This window comes from Ottowia thiooxydans DSM 14619 (assembly GCF_000422885.1).
Classification (GTDB): Bacteria; Pseudomonadota; Gammaproteobacteria; order Burkholderiales; family Burkholderiaceae_C; genus Ottowia; species Ottowia thiooxydans.
Genome location: NZ_AUGX01000011.1, coordinates 58,834 through 76,925, shown reverse-complemented (window position 1 = coordinate 76,925; position 18,092 = coordinate 58,834). Strand labels below are relative to the sequence as shown.

13 protein-coding genes are annotated in these 18,092 nt (G+C 59.5%); 8 read left to right on the top strand and 5 right to left on the bottom strand.

Going from position 1 to position 18,092, the window contains the following annotated elements; genetic code table 11:
- Positions 1–33: 33 nt before the first annotated feature.
- From G518_RS0109760 to G518_RS0109740, 5 genes are all read left to right on the top strand, one after another.
- Positions 34–402, top strand: coding sequence for an ArsC family reductase (locus G518_RS0109760; RefSeq protein ID WP_036594200.1), 369 nt, complete (start codon positions 34–36; stop codon positions 400–402).
- 18 nt (positions 403–420) lie between these two features.
- Complete coding sequence (gene cls, locus G518_RS0109755; protein ID WP_028602378.1) at positions 421–1,872, top strand: cardiolipin synthase; 1,452 nt, start codon at positions 421–423, stop codon at positions 1,870–1,872.
- A 60-nt stretch (positions 1,873–1,932) separates the two neighbouring features.
- Entirely contained in the window at positions 1,933–3,399 is a 1,467-nt protein-coding gene (locus G518_RS0109750; protein WP_028602377.1) for an NAD-dependent succinate-semialdehyde dehydrogenase, read from the top strand.
- A 317-nt stretch (positions 3,400–3,716) separates the two neighbouring features.
- Positions 3,717–4,883, top strand: coding sequence for an SGNH/GDSL hydrolase family protein (locus G518_RS0109745; protein WP_028602376.1), 1,167 nt, complete (start codon positions 3,717–3,719; stop codon positions 4,881–4,883).
- Positions 4,884–4,919: 36 nt separating this feature from the next.
- Entirely contained in the window at positions 4,920–5,600 is a 681-nt protein-coding gene (locus tag G518_RS0109740; RefSeq protein WP_028602375.1) for an OmpW/AlkL family protein, read from the top strand.
- A gap of 179 nt (positions 5,601–5,779) precedes the next feature.
- On the opposite strand, the gene G518_RS0109735 is transcribed toward G518_RS0109740, so the two are convergent.
- Positions 5,780–7,123, bottom strand: coding sequence for a TIGR03862 family flavoprotein (locus tag G518_RS0109735; protein WP_028602374.1), 1,344 nt, complete (start codon positions 7,121–7,123; stop codon positions 5,780–5,782).
- A 171-nt stretch (positions 7,124–7,294) separates the two neighbouring features.
- Between G518_RS0109735 and G518_RS0109730 the strand changes: the two genes are divergently transcribed.
- Positions 7,295–7,531 (top strand): hypothetical protein, encoded by a 237-nt coding sequence (locus G518_RS0109730; RefSeq protein ID WP_028602373.1) that lies wholly within the window; start codon positions 7,295–7,297, stop codon positions 7,529–7,531.
- A 96-nt stretch (positions 7,532–7,627) separates the two neighbouring features.
- Here the strand turns inward: G518_RS0109730 and G518_RS0109725 are convergent, their stop codons facing one another.
- The 4 genes from G518_RS0109725 to G518_RS34550 form a co-directional block, all read right to left on the bottom strand.
- Positions 7,628–8,629: a Bug family tripartite tricarboxylate transporter substrate binding protein gene (locus G518_RS0109725; protein ID WP_084651642.1), complete on the bottom strand. Its 1,002-nt coding sequence runs from the start codon at positions 8,627–8,629 to the stop codon at positions 7,628–7,630.
- A 44-nt stretch (positions 8,630–8,673) separates the two neighbouring features.
- The gene (locus tag G518_RS34555) at positions 8,674–10,035 is read right to left on the bottom strand and encodes a carboxylesterase family protein (protein WP_051236329.1); all 1,362 of its coding nucleotides are present in this window, start codon (positions 10,033–10,035) and stop codon (positions 8,674–8,676) included.
- Between the two features lie 58 nt (positions 10,036–10,093).
- Positions 10,094–13,390: a UvrD-helicase domain-containing protein gene (locus G518_RS0109715; RefSeq protein WP_028602371.1), complete on the bottom strand. Its 3,297-nt coding sequence runs from the start codon at positions 13,388–13,390 to the stop codon at positions 10,094–10,096.
- Between the two features lie 88 nt (positions 13,391–13,478).
- Entirely contained in the window at positions 13,479–16,094 is a 2,616-nt protein-coding gene (locus G518_RS34550; protein WP_245597937.1) for a PD-(D/E)XK nuclease family protein, read from the bottom strand.
- A 47-nt stretch (positions 16,095–16,141) separates the two neighbouring features.
- Here G518_RS34550 and trxA point away from each other — a divergent pair, with 47 nt between their 5' ends.
- Together trxA and rho are read left to right on the top strand one after the other, a co-directional pair.
- A complete protein-coding gene (gene trxA / locus G518_RS0109705; protein WP_028602370.1) occupies positions 16,142–16,474 on the top strand; it encodes a thioredoxin TrxA in 333 nt (110 codons plus the stop codon).
- Positions 16,475–16,743: 269 nt separating this feature from the next.
- A complete protein-coding gene (gene rho / locus G518_RS0109695) occupies positions 16,744–18,009 on the top strand; it encodes a transcription termination factor Rho (protein ID WP_028602368.1) in 1,266 nt (421 codons plus the stop codon).
- Positions 18,010–18,092 lie beyond the last annotated feature (83 nt).

The window sequence follows — 18,092 nt, the reverse complement described above, 5'->3', positions numbered from 1 at the left end:
GGATTCTCGCCGAGGCGTGGCATCATCGCCGCTATGACCACTTCCTTGACGCTTTACGGCATTCCCAATTGCGACACCGTGAAAAAATCACGCACCTGGTTGGCCGCGCACGATGTTACCCATCGCTTTCACGATTTCAAGAAAGATGGGGTGCCGCCAGCTCAGCTTCAGCGGTGGATACAAGCTGTGGGATGGGAGAAATTACTCAATCGTCAGGGCACGACCTGGCGCAAACTGACACCAGCAGAACAGGCCGCAATTCACGATGCCAAAAGCGCCGCCACCTTGATGCTGGCACAGCCCAGCGTGATCAAACGACCGGTGGTGGAATGGACGCCAGTGGCTGAGGATGTGACGGTGGGATTCAACGCGGATGTTTGGGCCAATCAGCTGGCTCGATAACTAAGTCGCCGCCGGAAAATGAACCTGTCCGAATGGACGATCGCTGGCCACGCCTGGACCTACTGGCTCGGGTGGATATGGACGCTATCAAGCCTTGTGCTGACGACCTGGATCGTGATGCAGCGCCGCGCACCGGTGTCCACTTTGGCGTGGATCATCACGCTGAACCTCCTGCCCGTTGTGGGCTTGGCGGTTTACGCGTATTTTGGCCCGCAGCGTGTCAAGCGGCAGCGACTCAAACGCTGGCACAAGCGGGCGGCGTTGATGTCCCAGGAAGATCTAAAAACCCTGCGCAAAGACCGGCCTGAACCTCCCATCTGGGCGCTTCAGCATGCTGAATTGATCGAGCGCAGCTGTGGCCTTCAACTGGCGAGTTGCCAGGAAGTCAAACTCTTACCCAGCGGAGCCACCACGCTGGATACGCTGCTGCAAGAGATCTCTGCCGCGCAAAAGCATATCCACCTGGAATACTACATTTTTGAGCCTGATATTACGGGGCAGGCCGTGCTACAGGCGCTGGCTACCAAGGCGCGAGAAGGTGTACGGGTACGGCTGTTGGTTGATGCGATCGGCTCGTCAAGACTTTGCTCGCGCAGCGGGAACAGGTTTTTGGCTGATTACCTCAAGGCGGGCGGGCAGTTCGCGATCTTCCACCCACGTAAGCTGGACCGTCTTAGACCCCTGGTCAACCTGCGCACGCACCGCAAGATCGCCATCATTGACGGGCGCGCAGGCCTGCTGGGCGGCATCAACATTACAGATGACGAGAACGAACGTGTGCGCCCCAAAGAGGCCTACCGCGACACTCATCTTCTGCTGCGCGGCGGCGCCGTAAGGTGGCTGCAATACCTGTTCCTGCAAGACTGGGGTTATGCAGGAGGCCGGCAGATCACGGATGAGGACATGCTGCCCGATGACAAACCTGGCTCGGTGCACGTGCATATCGTGGCCTCCGGGCCCGACAACGACAGTGAAGCCATCCACCGCGCCATGATCGATGCCATCCATATGGCAAGGGAACGGATATGGCTTGCCACGCCCTATTTCGTGCCCACGGAGTCTGCACTGATGGCGCTGACCAACGCAGCGCTAAGGGGAGTTTCGGTCAAGCTGATGGTGCCCGAGAAAAGCGATTCAAGGGTAGTCACCGCAGCTGCGCGCTCGTATTTCGAGGAACTTCAAAATGCGGGTGTATTGGTGTTTGAATACACAGGGCGCATGTTCCACGCCAAGACATTATTGATTGACCAGTATTACGGCATGGTGGGATCCGCCAACTTCGACAACCGCAGCTTCAGGCTCAACTTCGAAGTAGCGGCTGCCGTGTTCGGCGCTGATTTCAACCAACAATTGGCAGCGATGTTCGAACAGGACCTCTCGGACTGCAAACGGGTGCATCCGCAGCGCCGCGCACCTGCACCACAGCGGCTCTTTGAAGCTGTGGCGCGGCTGGCCTCGCCATTGCTGTAGACGTCGCTATCGCTTGCTACCCCTGCCTAAAATCGCCTCAAGACATTTTTGAAAGACCCCATGACCGTCAAACCCAACCCCCTCGCTCTACTCAAGGACCCCAGCCTTCTCAAGACCGATGGCCTTGTCAACGGCAAGTGGATCAAGGGCAAGAAGCGCTTCGAAGTGACAGATCCAGCCACTGGCCAAGTGCTGGCTGATGTGGCCGATCTAGAGCCCAAAGATGTCAAAAATGCCATTACTGCCGCAAACGCAGCTTGGCCGGCTTGGCGCGCACAAACGGGTAAGCAGCGCCATGCCATCATGATGAAATGGTTTCAGCTACTGATGGACAATCAGGATGATCTGGGCCGAATCATGACGGCCGAGCAGGGCAAGCCCTTTGCCGAGGCCAGGGGTGAAGTCACCTACGGGGCGAGCTTTGTCGAGTGGTTCGCTGAAGAAGCCAAACGTGTGGGCGGTGAAACACTGGCCACCTCTGACCCCACAAAACGACTTTCGGTGCTGCGCCAGCCCATAGGCGTGTGCGCTGCCATCACCCCCTGGAATTTTCCTCTCGCCATGATCACGCGCAAGGTGGCACCAGCGCTCGCCGCGGGCTGTCCGGTGGTCATCAAGCCAGCTGAACTCACCCCACTCACGGCGCTGGCCGCCGCAGAGCTGGCATTGCGTGCAGGTATTCCTGCAGGTGTATTGAATGTGATCACCGGAACAGATAGCGCCGCCTACGGCAAGGTTCTTTGCGAGAGCGACATCGTTCGCCACCTCTCCTTCACAGGGTCCACTGAAGTCGGGCGTATCCTGATGGCGCAATGCGCTTCTACCGTCAAAAAGCTCGGGCTCGAGTTGGGCGGCAACGCGCCCTTCATTGTGTTTGACGATGCTGACATTGACGCCGCTGTGGAGGGCGCCATTGCCAGCAAATACCGCAACGCCGGCCAGACCTGCGTCTGCGCCAACCGCCTTTACGTGCAAGACCGCGTCTACGACCAGTTTGTCAAAAAGTTGGCCGCCAAAGTGGCGAAGATGAAAGTCGGTAACGGCTTTGAAGAAGGCGTCACCATAGGTCCGCTGATCGAAGATGCGGCTGTGAAAAAAGTCGCCAGGCACGTGGCTGATGCAGTCAAGAAAGGCGGCAAGGTAGTCACGGGCGGTCAAAAGCTTGCCGGGCAGTTCTACCCGCCCACGGTCATCGCCAATGCCTCGGCGAAGATGCTCGTGGCAAGCGAGGAAACGTTCGGCCCGCTGGCACCCGTTTTCCGCTTCAAGACGGAGCAGGAAGCCATTGATGCCGCCAACGCCACCATCTTCGGGCTGGCCAGCTATTTCTATGCACGCGACATCGGCCGCATTACGCGCGTTTCAGAAGCACTGGAATACGGCATTGTGGGCATCAATGCCGGCATCATTTCAGTGGAGCAGGCGCCTTTTGGCGGAGTCAAACAATCCGGCTTGGGCCGAGAGGGCTCACGACACGGTATTGATGAGTACCTGGAGATGAAGTATCTATGCGTGGGAGTTGCATAGTCAGTTCATTGGATTAGTAATAAAGAATTCATTTTTATCATCAGGGCTTGCCGCGCGAGCCTCTGATGTTGTAGTGTTTTTCACCGAAATCGCCCGTACCTCGCGCCGTATTAGGGCGCGGCTTAGGCTGAGCTGCAGCCTGCCTGGATAACCAAAGAACGTGATCGCTCACTCACAGAGCAGGCGATCCCGCGCGCCTTTTTATATGGTCTAAAAGCTTACACGGGTTTCCCCACTCCCAGGTTCAGTGATTCATAGGCTAATATCTCTGCCGTAACTAAAGAATTACTTTTGCCCATCTGAGGAGTACAACAGCTATGCAACGAAACCTTTGGACTTTGCCGGTACTGGCCGCTTGTGCAATTTTGGCCGCCTGTGGTGGCGGTGGTACAGAGCCGGCGGGCAATCCGGCGGGCATCAAGACCGTCAAGGTCATGGGCGATAGCCTGGCTGACAACGGCACCTTTGCAGGCATTCCGGGTATGTCCCGCACATTCACCGTTCAGGGCAGCAGCAGCGAACCCAATGTGATCTGGACTGAGCGTGTGGCAGCCAACGTGGGCGCGTCTCCCATGTGCGCTTATTACCGCTTCAACGGCAGCGGATTCACGCCCACTCCAGGCTGCACCAGCTTCGCCATTGGTGGAGGCCGCATCAACGCCTTCACGCAACCGGGCGGACAGCAAAGCCCCCTGTCGGTGGTCAAACAGATCACTGATGCTGCCAAGGCCGGCACCGGTTTCCAGAAAAGCGATCTTGTTCTGATTGATGGCGGCGGCAACGATGCAGCTGACCTGATCGGCGCCTACATTGGAGCCGCAAGGGATGGGGGCGCAGCCTATGCAGCGTTGCTCGGCTCGCTATTGCCACAAGCCACTCTACAAGCGCTAATGGCCCAGCCTCAGGGTGCTGAAAAAGCAGGCGGCGCTTACATGACCGCGCTGGCTGACCTGCTCTACGGCACCATCAAGTCGCAAGCACTTGATCAGGGCGCCGAACACGTGGCCGTTCTGAACATGCCGCCTGTCACGCTCACCCCCCGCTTCCAGATGGTTCTGAAAGCCATTGCGGCTGCGCAAGGCGAAGCAGCCAGCGCACAGGCAGGAGCTCTGTTTGATGTGTGGGTTCAAACCTTCAACGCTCGCCTGGCACAAGAGGTGGGTGCAGAAAAGCGCGTGATCGTGGTCGACTTCTACACGAATTTCGTCAACGAAATGAAGAACCCCGCACAATACGGCCTCACCAACGTAACCACGCCAGCTTGCCCACCTAGCGGCGTTGGAAGCGATGGCTTGCCTACATACAGCTTCGCCACCTGTACGGCCGCTTCCCTGTCTGCCATGACACCTCCCGCAGGGAGCACTGGCGGTACCAACTGGTGGACGACGTATGCCTTTGCGGATAGCTTCCACCCCACTCCGTACGGATATCAGTTGATGGCCCAGATGGTCACCGTTGATCTGGCCAAGGCCGGCTGGCTGTGATGGCTCGGCGTCATAAATTTGAATAAGAAGCCCATCATGAAAACCTTCCGCAAGATTTCACATTCCCTCATGGCTGTGGTGGCAGTTACCGCAGCGGGTGGCGCGTTCGCTCAAAGTGCAGGCACCTTTCAGGTTCGCTTGGGAGCTATCCACATTGCCCCTTCAGTCTCAAGTGGCGACCTGACCGCTCCGAGCTTGCCAGGCTCCAAGATCGATGTGGAATCTGCCACGCAACTCGGCGGTGGCATTACCTACATGGTGACTGACAACATCGCGGTCGACGTTCCCCTGGCCTTGCCCTTCAAACACAAGATCGTGGGCGCTGGCGCCGTAGGAGGTGCCGGAGAGCTTGGACACACCAAGAGCTTGCCGATATCCGTTTTTGGACAGTATCGGTTCGGTGCAGCGAACGCCAAATTTCGTCCGTACATTGGCGGCGGCCTGACCTACGCCAAGTTCTTCAAGGAGACTGCCAGCAATACGCTCAGCTCGATTACCGGTGGATCACCCAGCGTTCCTACGAGCATAAGCATTCAGTCCAAGCTCGCGCCCACGGTGATCATCGGCATGGTGTATTCCATCAATGAGCGCTGGTTCATTGAGGCGATGATTGGCAAGACCTTCATCAAGACCACCACGACCTTATCGAGCGGGCAAACCATAGACGCTCGGTTAAACCCGACCACTGCGGCGTTGTCTGTAGGCTATAGGTTCTGATTCGCCTGGCTTCCGCAGACTTCAGAGCTTAGTTTCTGAACATGCAAAAAAGAGCGCTTTATGCGCTCCTTTTTGTTTGATGCGTCCCCATTTTTGCTAACTGGTTTCGCGTGCCACTATTCACGCGGGCGCTTCGACACCAGAAATGACCTCTGGCGTCTCTCGATCTCGCTCTTGCCTCAGGCCGCCTTCGTTTCCATCGCAAGTACCCCCCGAGCCGCTCGCACGCCACTGGCCATGCACGCTGTCAGCAGATAGCCGCCTGTAGGGGCCTCCCAATCCAGCATCTCACCGGCGCAGAACACCCCGGGGACACGTTTGATCTGCAATGCTTCATCAAGCGCTTCAAAGCGCACTCCACCTGCCGTACTGATAGCCTCCTCAATGGGGCGTGGCGCAGCCAAAATCACCGGCAGGGCTTTAATGGCGCGGGCGAGCAAATCGTGATCTCGCAGCGATTCGCGCGGCAATAACTCGTGCAGCAGCGCCGTTTTTACGCCATCAAGCCGCAGGCGACGACGCAGGTGATTGGCCAGGCTTTGGCCGTCACGTGGTGCTTGCACAGCGGAGAGCACCTGCGTAGAGGTATGCGCGGGCAGCAAGTCCAGTAGCATCGTGGCCGATCCCCGTGCCGCCAACTCATCACGCAGCAGCGCAGAAGCCGCATAGACCAAGCTGCCTTCAACACCGGTGGTAGTTACCACGAATTCCCCGCGCCGATAAAAAGCTGGAGCGTCATCATCGCCCTGAACAGTGATGGCGACAGATTTAAGCGGCTGCCCTGCGAAACGCTGGCGAAAATAGGCTGACCAGCCCCCCTCTTGCGGCTGAGCGGCCTCATTCGCGTGAGGCTCAGTCTGCTCGGTTCGACGGGCCGCCGTAAGAGCTACGTCGAAGCCACAATTGGCTGGGATCAGTGGCGCTACATCGATGCCATGCTTGGCCAGCCAGGGTGCCCAGGCGCCATCAGATCCGAGCCGAGGCCAACTGGCACCTCCCAGGGCTAACACCGCGACGTTTGCCTGTACGCACACCTCACCCGCTGGAGTCTGAAAGCGAAAATCCCCACCACCGCCCTCAGCAACCGGCGCCCAGTCGACCAGACGGTGCCGCATATGAAAACGCACCGGCACGCCGCCCATTCCAGGGTGACGCAAGCGCTGCAACCATGAACGTAACAGGGGCGCGGCTTTCATTTCCTTGGGGAACACGCGCCCGGAGGTGCCGATAAAGGTCTCCACCCCTAATTCAGTGGCCCAGGCGCGCAACGCATCAGCACCAAAGTCTTGCAAAAGTGGAGCGATGTTTGACTGGCGCGCACCGTAGCGGGAGACGAATGCTTCGTAGGGTTCGGAATGGGTCAAGTTCAGCCCGCCACGGCCTGCCAGCAGGAACTTGCGGCCAACAGACGGCATGGCATCGAACAGGTCGACCTGCAGGCCGGCTTCAGAAAGGACCTGTGCGGCCATGAGGCCGGCAGGTCCGGCGCCGATGATGGCAATGGAAACGGGTGGGATCAGCAAAGCTTGGCTCAATCAGAAAACGTTCATTCGAACACCTGAGGTTACCAAGCTTGGCGGTTGCTGGTTGGACCAGCAACCGCCAAGCTTGTGTGCGCTGCCTGCGATGTGGCCTCAAACGCGTTGCGTAGTTTCACGAATGAGGGGCAGGCACGCGTCAAGGGATAATGTTTCATGCCCTCTCCCAACCAAACAACCCAGAGCAAACAGGATTCCGAACTGTTGTTCAAGGGTGTTATTTGCGCCCTCATCGGCTTAGTCATTCTGATTGGGCCACATTTTGCGCGCTCGCCCGACATGGCAGAAATCCTGCGCCAAGCCTACTTGCCTGGTTGGTTCGCTTTGGTACTGGGCTGCGCATTCCTGATCCGCTACGGCCTCAACCGTTGGCGGGCTCAGCGTCTCGGCTGATTCGGCGTTTTTCTCCTCAATTACTTTTGGAGAGTTTCCGCCGTTCGCGCCGTACGTCAACCCGGGCGACGTTATGCTGAGAGCGTGAAGCCGCTCTTACATGCGAATGCCCAGTTGCTTGACCAGTGGCTCAATCACTTTGCGATCGCCTTCAATGACGCTTCGCATCTGCGCTGCAGTCGAGGCCACCGGCACCATCGCCATGCCTTCCAGCCGCTCGCGCAGGGACGCATGCTGCATAACCTCTTTCAAATCCTGCTGAACCTTGGCCAGAATGGCTGCCGGCGCGCCTTTAGGTGCGGCCATGGCAAACCAGGGATCACTGGAGAAGCCAGGTAGGCCCTGCTCGGCCAGAGTGGGAACGTCGGGAAGCATGGGCAGGCGTTTGGAGCTGGTCACAGCCAGTGCCCGAACTCGACCTGTTTCGATCAGACCCTTGGCGCTGGACGGCGCGTCCAGGGCAATGTCCAGCAATCCCCCAATCAAATCCATCTGAGTCTTCCCGGCGGTGGGCGAGGCTGCATAGACGGCCTTGATGCCGGCGGCGTGGGCCGTTTGCGCCCAAGTCAAATGGAACGCAGTACCAACGGAATAAGAGCCCACCGTCGTGTCTTTCTGACGAGCCAGTTTGACATAGTCCTGCCAGGTTTGCAGTGGACTTTCCTTCGCGACCATATAGACAAATGGGGTGCGCGCCACCAGGCTCACCGCATCCAGCGCGGTAAGCGGATCCATCTCCATCTGCTCCACGGCAAATGGCAAGGTGGTGTAGATGGCGCCAAACAAGGTGCCGAAGGTGTAGCCGTCTGGTTTGGCACGCGCGAGTGTGCGCAAGGCCACCAAGCCCGAACCGCCTACTCGGTTGTCGATCACCACTGCCTGCCCCCATTTGGCTTCCAGTTCCTTGGCCACCAGACGTATGGCCACGTCAACCGGTGCACCGGCAGCATTGGCCACCATCATGGTCACAGGCCTTTGAGGCCATGCTTCCTGGGCAAAAACCGATGCCGGAGCGCCCACCACCACAGCCCCCGCAGCAGCGCGCTGCAACAAGTCGCGGCGGGTAAGGGGTCTCGGCGCTTTTGACGATGAAAACATATGAGCTCCAGAGGGTTCGAAAGGGGTTCAGAAATGACTAGCGATCAGTGCGCGGCATCCACGTTATGGACGCCGCCCTGGCGTTCTGGCCAAAGCGGGTCGCCTTGAATGACAAAACTCTGCAAAGCGCCACGCCACCGGCGCGACAAGGCGTCCATCTGGGCAGCATGGCCTCCCACAAGCATTGGGGCCTCAGAAAACGCAGGCAAAGTGCCAAACGTGAATGGCAACTCAATGCAATGGCAGGCCCCATAGCGCGGGTTGGGACCAAACTGGAACTCGTAGCGCCAGCATTTTTGGCCAGCGGCTTCGGCCTCGCGTTGCCACCGTTCGGCGCCAGCGTTGAATATCCGGCGACCAATGGCCAAATCCGAATCCACGCGCTGCATGTCCGGAAACGCGGTCATCTCATCCGTCGTGGCGCCCACGATGCTCGGTACCCGTGCGGCTGACTTTAGATAGCGCTCGCGGCCTTCGGCGTTCACGTGAAAGTCGTCTGCCACCACCATGTAGGCTTGGCCCGCAATGCCGAGTGCTTTCATTTGCGCCATCACGGCGGGATTGGACTGGCCTTTGAGCAAGGCATCCAAGGGCAACTGCTGAATTTGATTCAGGTTGCTCGCGCCCCACTGCTGCATCACCACTTGGCGAATCGCGTGCGCCTCTTCCAGCGTGCGCAGCTCCCTGCCAAGAGGAGCGCTCTGTAAAACGGCTTGCTGGAAGAGCAACGAGCGGCGCGATTGCATGAGCGCACCGATGTTGTCGCCTCCGGCCGACTGCCCCATGACGGTCACGCGGCTGGGATCGCCGCCAAAGGCGCCAATATGTTCAGCCACCCACTGCAGCGCCATTTGGCTATCTTGCAAACCCAGGTTGTTCTGTTCGGCGTCATCTCCCGCCAGCCAGCCCAACGCACCCAATCGATAGTTGACACCAACCACGACGATGCCGGCCTCTCGCGCCCACTGGGTGCCGTCGTACCAGGAAATCCCCCCTCCCCCGGTAATCCAGGCACCACCATGCAGCCAGACCAGCACGGGGCGGGTCGGCTGACTACCCAGTGCTTCAAGAGGCGACCAGATGTTCAGACGCAGACAGTCTTCCTGTTGCGTTCCTGCGAAGCTGCCGAGTACGTCTTCCAGCCGCGAAGGCAGTTGCGGCGCCACGATGGGATCGGGAGAGCGCGCATCCACCTGGGTAGATTGATTGCCGGATTTGGGAAGTGGCTGAGGTGGAGAAAAGCGAAGGGGTCCCACCGGCGCGCGGGCATAGGGCACATTCATCCAGCACCCTGCTTGGCCTAAGGCATCGTCAGGCTTGCCAAGCACACGCCCGACGATCTCCCCTGCCCGGGTGCGCACTTTCACGGTGTTGCCGTCTTGATCGATGCTCTTGAATTCGTGCATTGTCATCTCCATGGAGTTCAAAGTATCCGCCTTTGACGTCATATCCGGTAGTAGCAAGCTACGCATCTGCCGCAACCACCATACGCCCGTCCGCGCTCAGGAAGGCGGCAAACACCACCTGCTCCGGGTGAACCATTTGAACTGCCGTGCGGTACCGTGCCAGTTGCGCGAGCAGCAGAGGATCGTTCTCAGGTCTGGCTGCGCTTTTGTAATCAAGCACCCACCAGGCTTGCGGCCCATGCGGGCCTGCGCGGCGACGCACAAGTCGGTCCATGCGAAGCAGTTGGCCTTCGTGGAGCAATTCGACCTCATTGAAATGCTCCATGACGTGGTCGGTGTTCCACGCCCAGGCACCCTCACCCTCCAATATTCGGCGAGCGAGCGCTTCAGCGCGAGCCACCTGTTCTGCGCTGACATCAAATCGCTGAATAGCCTGGCCTACCCGCTCGGGCCGCCAGCCAAGCGGGGTATCGGCCGCGTGCTCCAACAGCCAATGCATGGCTTGGCCCAAGCGGGAAGCCTCACTGGCCTCTGGTTCAGGCGCGATGGTCGCTACAACGACATCGCCCCCCCCGGGGAGTGCTTGCAGTCCCGCTAGCGGAGGCACCTCGAGCAACTCAAATGAGGCCTGCTCCACCAACTCATCCGAATATTCAGCGCTGGGAGCCTCTTCTGCTTGCGCCAGTTTTTCAATGCGCTGCCACCAGCTGTTGGCCGGTTGCGTATGAGGCGTCACACTGGACAGCACCAGGCGTTCGCGAGCCCGGGTCATGGCGACGTAGAGCGCGTTGAGCTCCTCGCGGGCAGCGTCAAAACGATCTGTTGACGCGAGATCGAAAGCGCTGGGGGGCATTTCCTTCTCACTCTCCACGAAAATAAACTGGTGCGGCGCGGGCGACTCACCAGGCCATTCGATCAACACGCCCATGCTCTTGGCCCGTGGCGGAGCGGCTTGGGAATCAAGCAGCAGCACGGTATTGGCCTCCAGCCCCTTGGCACCATGCACTGTCAGCAAGCGCACGGCATCAGGGTTGGCTTGGCGCGGCGCGGCGACGCGCTGGCGGCGCAAGGCGCGAACCAGTTGGTAGGCCGTCAGGTAACGCCCACCACCTACTTGCAATGCGGCGGCGAGCAGCGCGCGCAACTCCACTAACTGGTGGTCTCGCTCGGATGCAGGTGCGGCGGCGGCGTAGCGCGCCAGAACGTCGCCGTGGCTATAGATGGCTTGCAAGGCGTCATGCGGAGGCAAGCTTGTGAGCCAGCGCTGATATTGCGTTAAAGCGGCATGCAAGGCGGCTCCGTCGGCAGCATCAAGCGCCACGTGGGGCAGCAAATCAAGCCAATTGAGGCCTCTGTGGGCATCAGCACGCGCAGCCACCGCCATACGCACCAGATCATCATCGCCCAAACCGAATAAAGGTGACTTGAGCGCGCGCGCCAGCGACAGGTTGTGATCAGGAGAAATCAGCGCGTCGACCAAGGCGAGCACATCCTGCACGACAGGCAGCTCTCCAAGAATTTGCTCTTCTGGTTGCTCGCAGGCAATCCCGATGCGTCGAAGCTCGGCCTGCAAAATTCCCAGTGGCTCCCGCTTACGCGCCAGAACCATGATTTCCCGCAAGGCGACACCGGCCTGCACTTGCGCAGCGATCCATTGCGCCGCCTGGCGGCATTCCAGCGTGCGCAGCGTGTCTTCCAACACCGTGCGCGGAGCGTTCAGGCTGTCGCGCCAGAAAAGCGGATCAGCATCTGCAGTGCCCGTACGTGTCGGGCGTGGAATGGCCGGCAGGGCCTTTATCTCACCTTGAATATTGGATTCCGTGGTGTGCGCGCGATAACCCGTGAACTCACCTGCGTCCTGCGCAGCCAGCATCACGGTATTGACCGTCTCCAGCACCCCGGGGGCGTTGCGTCGGGTGTGATCGCACGCCAGCAGATCACCACCCAAAGCGTTCTTCACGAATTCCCTGGCGGCGACAAACACCTGCGGATCTGCACGCCGAAAACGATAGATGCTTTGTTTGGGATCGCCCACAATAAATACGCTCGGAGCGGTGTTTCCGCCACCCGAACCAGCGTAACCTGAGAGCCATGAATTCAGGGCTTGCCACTGCAGCGGATTAGTGTCTTGAAACTCATCGATCAGCAGGTGGCGAACACGTGCATCCAGGCGCTCTTGCACCCAACCCGAGAGAACCGGATCGCTCAGCATGGTGAGCGCCGCGCGTTCGATGTCGCCCATGTCGATCCAGCCTCGCTCGCGTTTCAGCTTCGCGAACTCATCAATCAAACAGCGCGACAGCCTCACCAGCCTCTGTTGATGCAATCGACCGCGATACTGGCAGGCGGCAAGCAGCAGACGCTGCAGCTCAGCCTCAGCCGCTTGAGCGGCATCAAATTTTTTCAGGTGCTGCGTCAAGCGGTCTTCACTGGCGACGAAAAAGGCCTTGCGCAACGCAGCCAGGCGGGCAGGAAGATCGGTTAAGTCAAACGCATCGATGATGGCGTTCGCTGCTTTCTGTGGGGTCTTGTTGGACTGCCCACCCAAGGAGGCTGCACGCTCCAGCCAGCGTGCCCGCGCGGACTCCGAGGCGAGCGAATCGGCAGGTTGAGACAAGCCCGCCAATTCGGGAACCACCGCTTCAAATGGGGGTACCGCTTCATCAAGTACACCCGCCGCCTCTGCCATGTTGAACTCAACTCGCCGAGAAAGCGCAGCGTGCAACGCCTGGTGAGCCTGGTGGCGCCCATGCGCTGACACCAGCGCCGAGTAGTCCGCACGTAGCACCTCATCGACTGCCACAGTGCGCAGGTAACGGCGCCACACTTCAGCCACCGCGTCTTGATCGTCTTCAAGCAGCTCGTAGGCCGAAGGCAAATTCAAATCATCGAGTACCTGCAAGGGTGCCGTGCGCAGCAGCGCTGCGAACCAGCTATGAAAGGTGCGGATCTGTACCGGCCGAGCCTGCTCAAGGACTGAGCGATAAAGGCCCTGCAGGCGTTCAGCTTGCGCGCCCACGGCCGCGGGCTGAACACCTCGTGCAATCAGCTCTTTCCGTAAACGGTCTGCCCACTCTGCTTGGGTCTCGGCAGGTTTCGCCTGACCAAAGTCAGCGAGCCATTCCTGCAGGCGCTGGCGCATTTCGCCAGCGGCCTTCTTGGTAAAGGTGATGGCAAGAATCTCGTGCGGCGCTGCACCATCTATCAAAGCCCTGAGGATGCGCGAAACCAGCATCCAGGTCTTGCCGGCCCCTGCGCACGCTTCGACCGCCGCACTTCGGCGAGGGTCGCAGGCAATGGCATAAAAGGCCTCGCGGGAGCAGGGTTGGCCGTTGTGTTCGTAAGCTGGGTTCATGCCGTCACATCCATTAACCAAGCTTCAGCATTCAATTTCATGCAATCGCTGTGTCTGCGAATAAACGGGAAATATGGAAATACCCGGTTCATTCTCCACTCCAAAAATCCTTGCGACATAAGCCTCGCACCTCGCACCACTCGCACACAGCGCCCTCTCCCAAGGCGAGCAAAGGCTCGCCCGCCGATATCCGGTCAATATCACTTTGCATACCTTCGTACAACTGCTCGGCCAGCAAAAGCAGATCGGCCGGCTCATGCAGGCTCGTGCCTTCCCGCTCACTCACATTCACATAAGCCGCCCGCGGCGCATCAGCGCCAGAGAGTAAGGCGTAGAAAGGCAGCTGAGTATCTTCATTGCCCGCCTTCAAGCGATCCGTGGTGCGCTTGAGAGCCTCGGTCTTGTAGTCCAGGACCAGTGGGGCGCCATCGGGCAAGCGATCCACACGATCAAGGCGTCCTCGCAGTTGCAAAGTACCCAGCGTTACCCGAGCATCTTTCTCTGAGGCTTCGAACACGGCGCCGGTGGCTTCGTGCTCCGTCAACCACCGCAAATAGCCATCGCGCAGCCCCTGCCACCCTACACCAAACGGCAGAAACTCACCCTCGTCCAGAGCTTGCGTTTGGGTAGCTTCGCGGGCGGCGGTATCCAGCAAAGCCACGCGGTCAGCATCGGGGCTGGCTTTCAGGGCTTCGTGAAAGCGACTCAACGCCAGGTGCACCCAATTTCCGAAGTCGCGCTTGTCCACATCGACGTCCAGCTCCCCTTCATCTTGCAAGCCCAACTGGCGCAAGGCGAAAAAGCGATAGGGACAAGAGCGCAGCATGTCGTAACTGCTGGCAGACAGCGGCATGGCAGGCAGAGCATCACCGCGCGGCTGCGGCGAAAACACGGGCTGCGGCACCACGGTACGTGGCGCTCTGGGGTCGCTCCCCTGCTCACCTTCACCGCGCAAGCGAAGTGCCTGTACCAAGGGAGAAGGTAGTAGAGACTCCCCGCTGTCATCACTGCAACGCCACAGCACATCCACCACCGGGGTTTGCAGCGCCACGCGCCAAGCCTCACGCTGGGCGGTTTCGAGCAAGGTGCGCGTGGGCAGGCGCATGGCTATGCGCTGAGCGGTGCTCCACGATCCCGGTGGCTCTGGCGCGGCAGGCAGGCGCTGTTCATCTGCACCTGGCAAAACCAGTGCGGGAAAAGGCCTGCCCAGCAACTGACTCATGGGCAAAATGACGGCCTGTGCCTCGCCATACGCCAGGGGCCGGAAGTTCACGGCTTCCAGCGCAGCACCCGCCCATGCCGTGAACTCAGACAGCGACATCCGGCGCTGGGCAGCGGGCCATGCATGCAGCTCAGCTTGCTTGCCTTCGTGCAATCCCAAGGCAGCGATCACAGCCTCGCCCGCGGTATCTGTCGTCAGGCTTTGCCAAAGGCCCGACACCTCCAACAGTGAACGAGTCGCAGCCAGCCAATCAGGCAAACGACGGGGATCGCGCAGTGTTTCCCTGATGAGCTCTATGCGGTCCATGAGGGAGCCATGATCTGGCAAGCCGGCGGCGCTCGCCCAGTCCCTCACAGAGCCGCGGCGCAAGGCCCGCTCCAGCGCCTGCAGCGCAGGTTTTTCTGCAACAGAAAAAAGAGGGGTGAGCTTGAGCCAATCGATCACGGTATCGGTCGATGCATGGTGCGCGCAAGCACGCAATCCACTCATCAATTGCGCTGCCGCGTGGGTGGTGGATAACTTCCATCCGGTCTCGTCACGCAGGCGCACCCCCTTGGCTGCAAGCATGGCGCTGATGCGCCGCGTCAACAGACGATCGCCAGACACCAGCGCCACAGGCAGGCGTCCGGCAGCGATGTGGTGCAGCACGCAAGCCGCTGCGCGCTGAGCCTCATCTTCGCCGTCTCGCGTGGCGTGCAATGCAATGGTTCCTGGCGGCCCACCGGCGTCAGGAGTGAGCACCGAGGAACAATCAGAGAAATGATCGACCAGAGACGATGTCAGCTCGTCAGGTTGCAAGCCATTGACGACCAGCAAAGCATCCAACTCGCGCGCGATGCGCGGCTCGAAGAGCACATCAGTCGCGTAATCGGAAGTGGCTGCCCAGGCGACGGCGATGCGCGCCACGGCGGCTTCCAGCTCAAGTGGCCCCCCAGCGGCTAAAGGCAGTTCGGCGTACGCCTGCGCAGCCCAATCCGGGCGCAGCGCGGAAGGCACGCTGGCAGCTAGCGGCGCCAACTGGAGAGCCTGTTCCACCAAAGGACCCGCTAGAAGCCCGCGCCGCGCGCCAAATCCAGCCCCATCCAGCAATGATGCGGCAGTGAGCAGATCCCGGCCGTGATCGAACGCGATGTCGTTCGGGCCGGAAGCAAAAATGCCCACACGCGCAGCCCAGCTTCGCGTGGTCTCGAAACGCGGAGCAAAGCCGTTGGGAAATCTTTCTGCCCACAAACGGTTGGCAAGCGGCACGAGCTGGGCAAACGGCAGCAGCACCACACTGCGCGCCGGATGCGCGGCATCGCTTGCCAGATGCTCTTGCACCTGAGTGAGTAATAGGCGCCAGGTTTCTAAGTACGGCCCATGAAAATCCGCCCCGCTTCGGGCGGTAGCTTGTCCGATATGGGTGGGAGGGATGAAAACGCCGGGAGCACCTGTGTCTTCGGGAGAGCCATCGGGGGCGCAAGGAAATAGGGTTTCTGTCACAATGAATCAACTTTATCTGCTTATCCGGCGTTTTTCCGAGGATTTTCATGGCCAGCGATTTGATCAAGCATGTGAGCGACAGCTCTTTCGAAACCGATGTTCTGCAGTCCAGCAAGCCCGTGCTGGTGGACTTCTGGGCCGAATGGTGCGGCCCTTGCAAAGCCATTGCCCCAGCTCTTGATGAGTTGGCAGGCACTTACGGCGACAAACTCCAGATCGCCAAGGTGAATGTGGATGAGAACCGCGCTATACCGGCAAAGTACGGCATTCGCGGCATCCCTACGCTGATGGTGTTCAAAGATGGCCAACTCGCCGCTTCCAAAGTGGGCGCGATGACGAAGGCGCAGATGGCCCAGTTCATTGACCAGCAACTGGCCTGAAATTCGGCCCGTTTTTTCGGTCTGAAGCCACTCGTTTTTTGAGTTCTCTCACGCCGGCAATGCATTGCCACGCAAAGCCGGCCATTTTCCTGTCATAATCTTTCCTCATTGCTGGCGCGCAAGTGAACGTCAGCCCCGGTGCCCTGAAGTCCAGGGCACCCGAGATCAGGCCTTCTGCCTGAGCCTCCCTCCACTCCCCTCTTTCTTTTTTTAGCTTCAGTTTTTTTCTGGTCGCGCATCCGGGTGGCCTCATTGCAGGACAAGCATTCATGCATCTGAACGAACTCAAGGCACTCCACGTGTCTGAAGTACTCAAGCAGGCCGAGGCCCTTGAGATCGAAAACGTTGGCCGTATGCGCAAGCAAGAGCTGATGTTCGCCATCATCAAGAAACGCGCCAGGGCGGGCGAGCAAGTGTTCGCAGACGGCGTGCTCGAAATATTGCCTGACGGCTTTGGTTTCTTGCGCAGCCCCGACACCAGCTACACCGCCAGCACCGACGACATCTACATCAGCCCCAGCCAGGTACGACGCTTCAACCTGCACACGGGTGACATGATCGAGGGCGAAGTACGCATCCCCAAGGATGGCGAGCGTTATTTCGCGCTGACCAAGTTGGATGCCGTCAACGGCGGGCAACCTGAGCAAAACAAGCACAAGGTGATGTTCGAGAACTTGACGCCGCTGTTCCCACGTGAACAAATGCGTCTGGAGCGCGACGCCTTCAAGGGCGAGGAAAACATCACTGGCCGCGTGATCGACGTCATTGCCCCTATCGGCAAAGGCCAGCGCGCCCTGATCGTGGCCCCGCCCAAGAGCGGTAAAACGGTGATGATGCAAACCATTGCCCACGCCATCGCCGCCAACTACCCTGACGCTCACATGATGATGCTCCTCGTGGACGAACGTCCCGAGGAAGTGACCGAGATGCAGCGCTCTGTGAAAGCAGAAGTGATTGCCTCCACGTTCGACGAGCCCGCCGCGCGCCACGTGCACGTGGCCGAAATGGTGATCGAACGTGCCAAGCGCCTGGTTGAGCTCAAAAAGGACGTGGTGATCCTGCTGGACTCCATTACCCGCCTGGCTCGCGCCTACAACAACGTGGTGCCTTCATCCGGCAAGGTTCTGACCGGTGGTGTGGATTCCAACGCACTGCATCGGCCCAAGCGGTTCCTGGGCGCGGCGCGCAATGTGGAAGAAGGCGGAAGCCTGACCATCATCGCCACCGCCCTGATCGACACCGGCAGCCGCATGGACGAAGTGATCTTCGAGGAATTCAAGGGCACCGGCAACAGCGAGATCCACCTGGATCGCCGCCTGTACGAAAAACGCGTGTTCCCCTCGATCCAGCTCAACCGCAGTGGCACCCGCCGTGAAGAATTGCTGTTGGCGCCTGAAGTGCTGCAAAAAACCCGCATCCTGCGTCAGTTCATGTACAACATGGATGAAGTTGAATCGATGGAAATGGTCTTGAAGAGCATGAAGGCTACCAAGACCAATTCCGAGTTCTTCGACATGATGCGTAGAGGCGGCTAACACCCTGATGCTCGGGGCTTGGGCCCTTGAGCAGCTTAGTTCGCTTCGGCGGGTGGTTGGGATTGAGCAAAGCCGGATTTTCG

Bases quoted from the DNA above. Each gene is read 5' to 3' on its own strand.
- G518_RS0109760 (WP_036594200.1), top strand. From the start codon at position 34: ATGACCACTTCCTTGACGCTTTACGGCATTCCCAATTGCGACACCGTG.
- cls (WP_028602378.1), top strand. From the start codon at position 421: ATGAACCTGTCCGAATGGACGATCGCTGGCCACGCCTGGACCTACTGG.
- G518_RS0109750 (WP_028602377.1), top strand. From the start codon at position 1,933: ATGACCGTCAAACCCAACCCCCTCGCTCTACTCAAGGACCCCAGCCTT.
- G518_RS0109745 (WP_028602376.1), top strand. From the start codon at position 3,717: ATGCAACGAAACCTTTGGACTTTGCCGGTACTGGCCGCTTGTGCAATT.
- G518_RS0109740 (WP_028602375.1), top strand. From the start codon at position 4,920: ATGAAAACCTTCCGCAAGATTTCACATTCCCTCATGGCTGTGGTGGCA.
- G518_RS0109730 (WP_028602373.1), top strand. From the start codon at position 7,295: ATGCCCTCTCCCAACCAAACAACCCAGAGCAAACAGGATTCCGAACTG.
- G518_RS0109725 (WP_084651642.1), bottom strand. From the start codon at position 8,629: ATGTTTTCATCGTCAAAAGCGCCGAGACCCCTTACCCGCCGCGACTTG.
- G518_RS34555 (WP_051236329.1), bottom strand. From the start codon at position 10,035: ATGCACGAATTCAAGAGCATCGATCAAGACGGCAACACCGTGAAAGTG.
- G518_RS0109715 (WP_028602371.1), bottom strand. From the start codon at position 13,390: ATGAACCCAGCTTACGAACACAACGGCCAACCCTGCTCCCGCGAGGCC.
- trxA (WP_028602370.1), top strand. From the start codon at position 16,142: ATGGCCAGCGATTTGATCAAGCATGTGAGCGACAGCTCTTTCGAAACC.
- rho (WP_028602368.1), top strand. From the start codon at position 16,744: ATGCATCTGAACGAACTCAAGGCACTCCACGTGTCTGAAGTACTCAAG.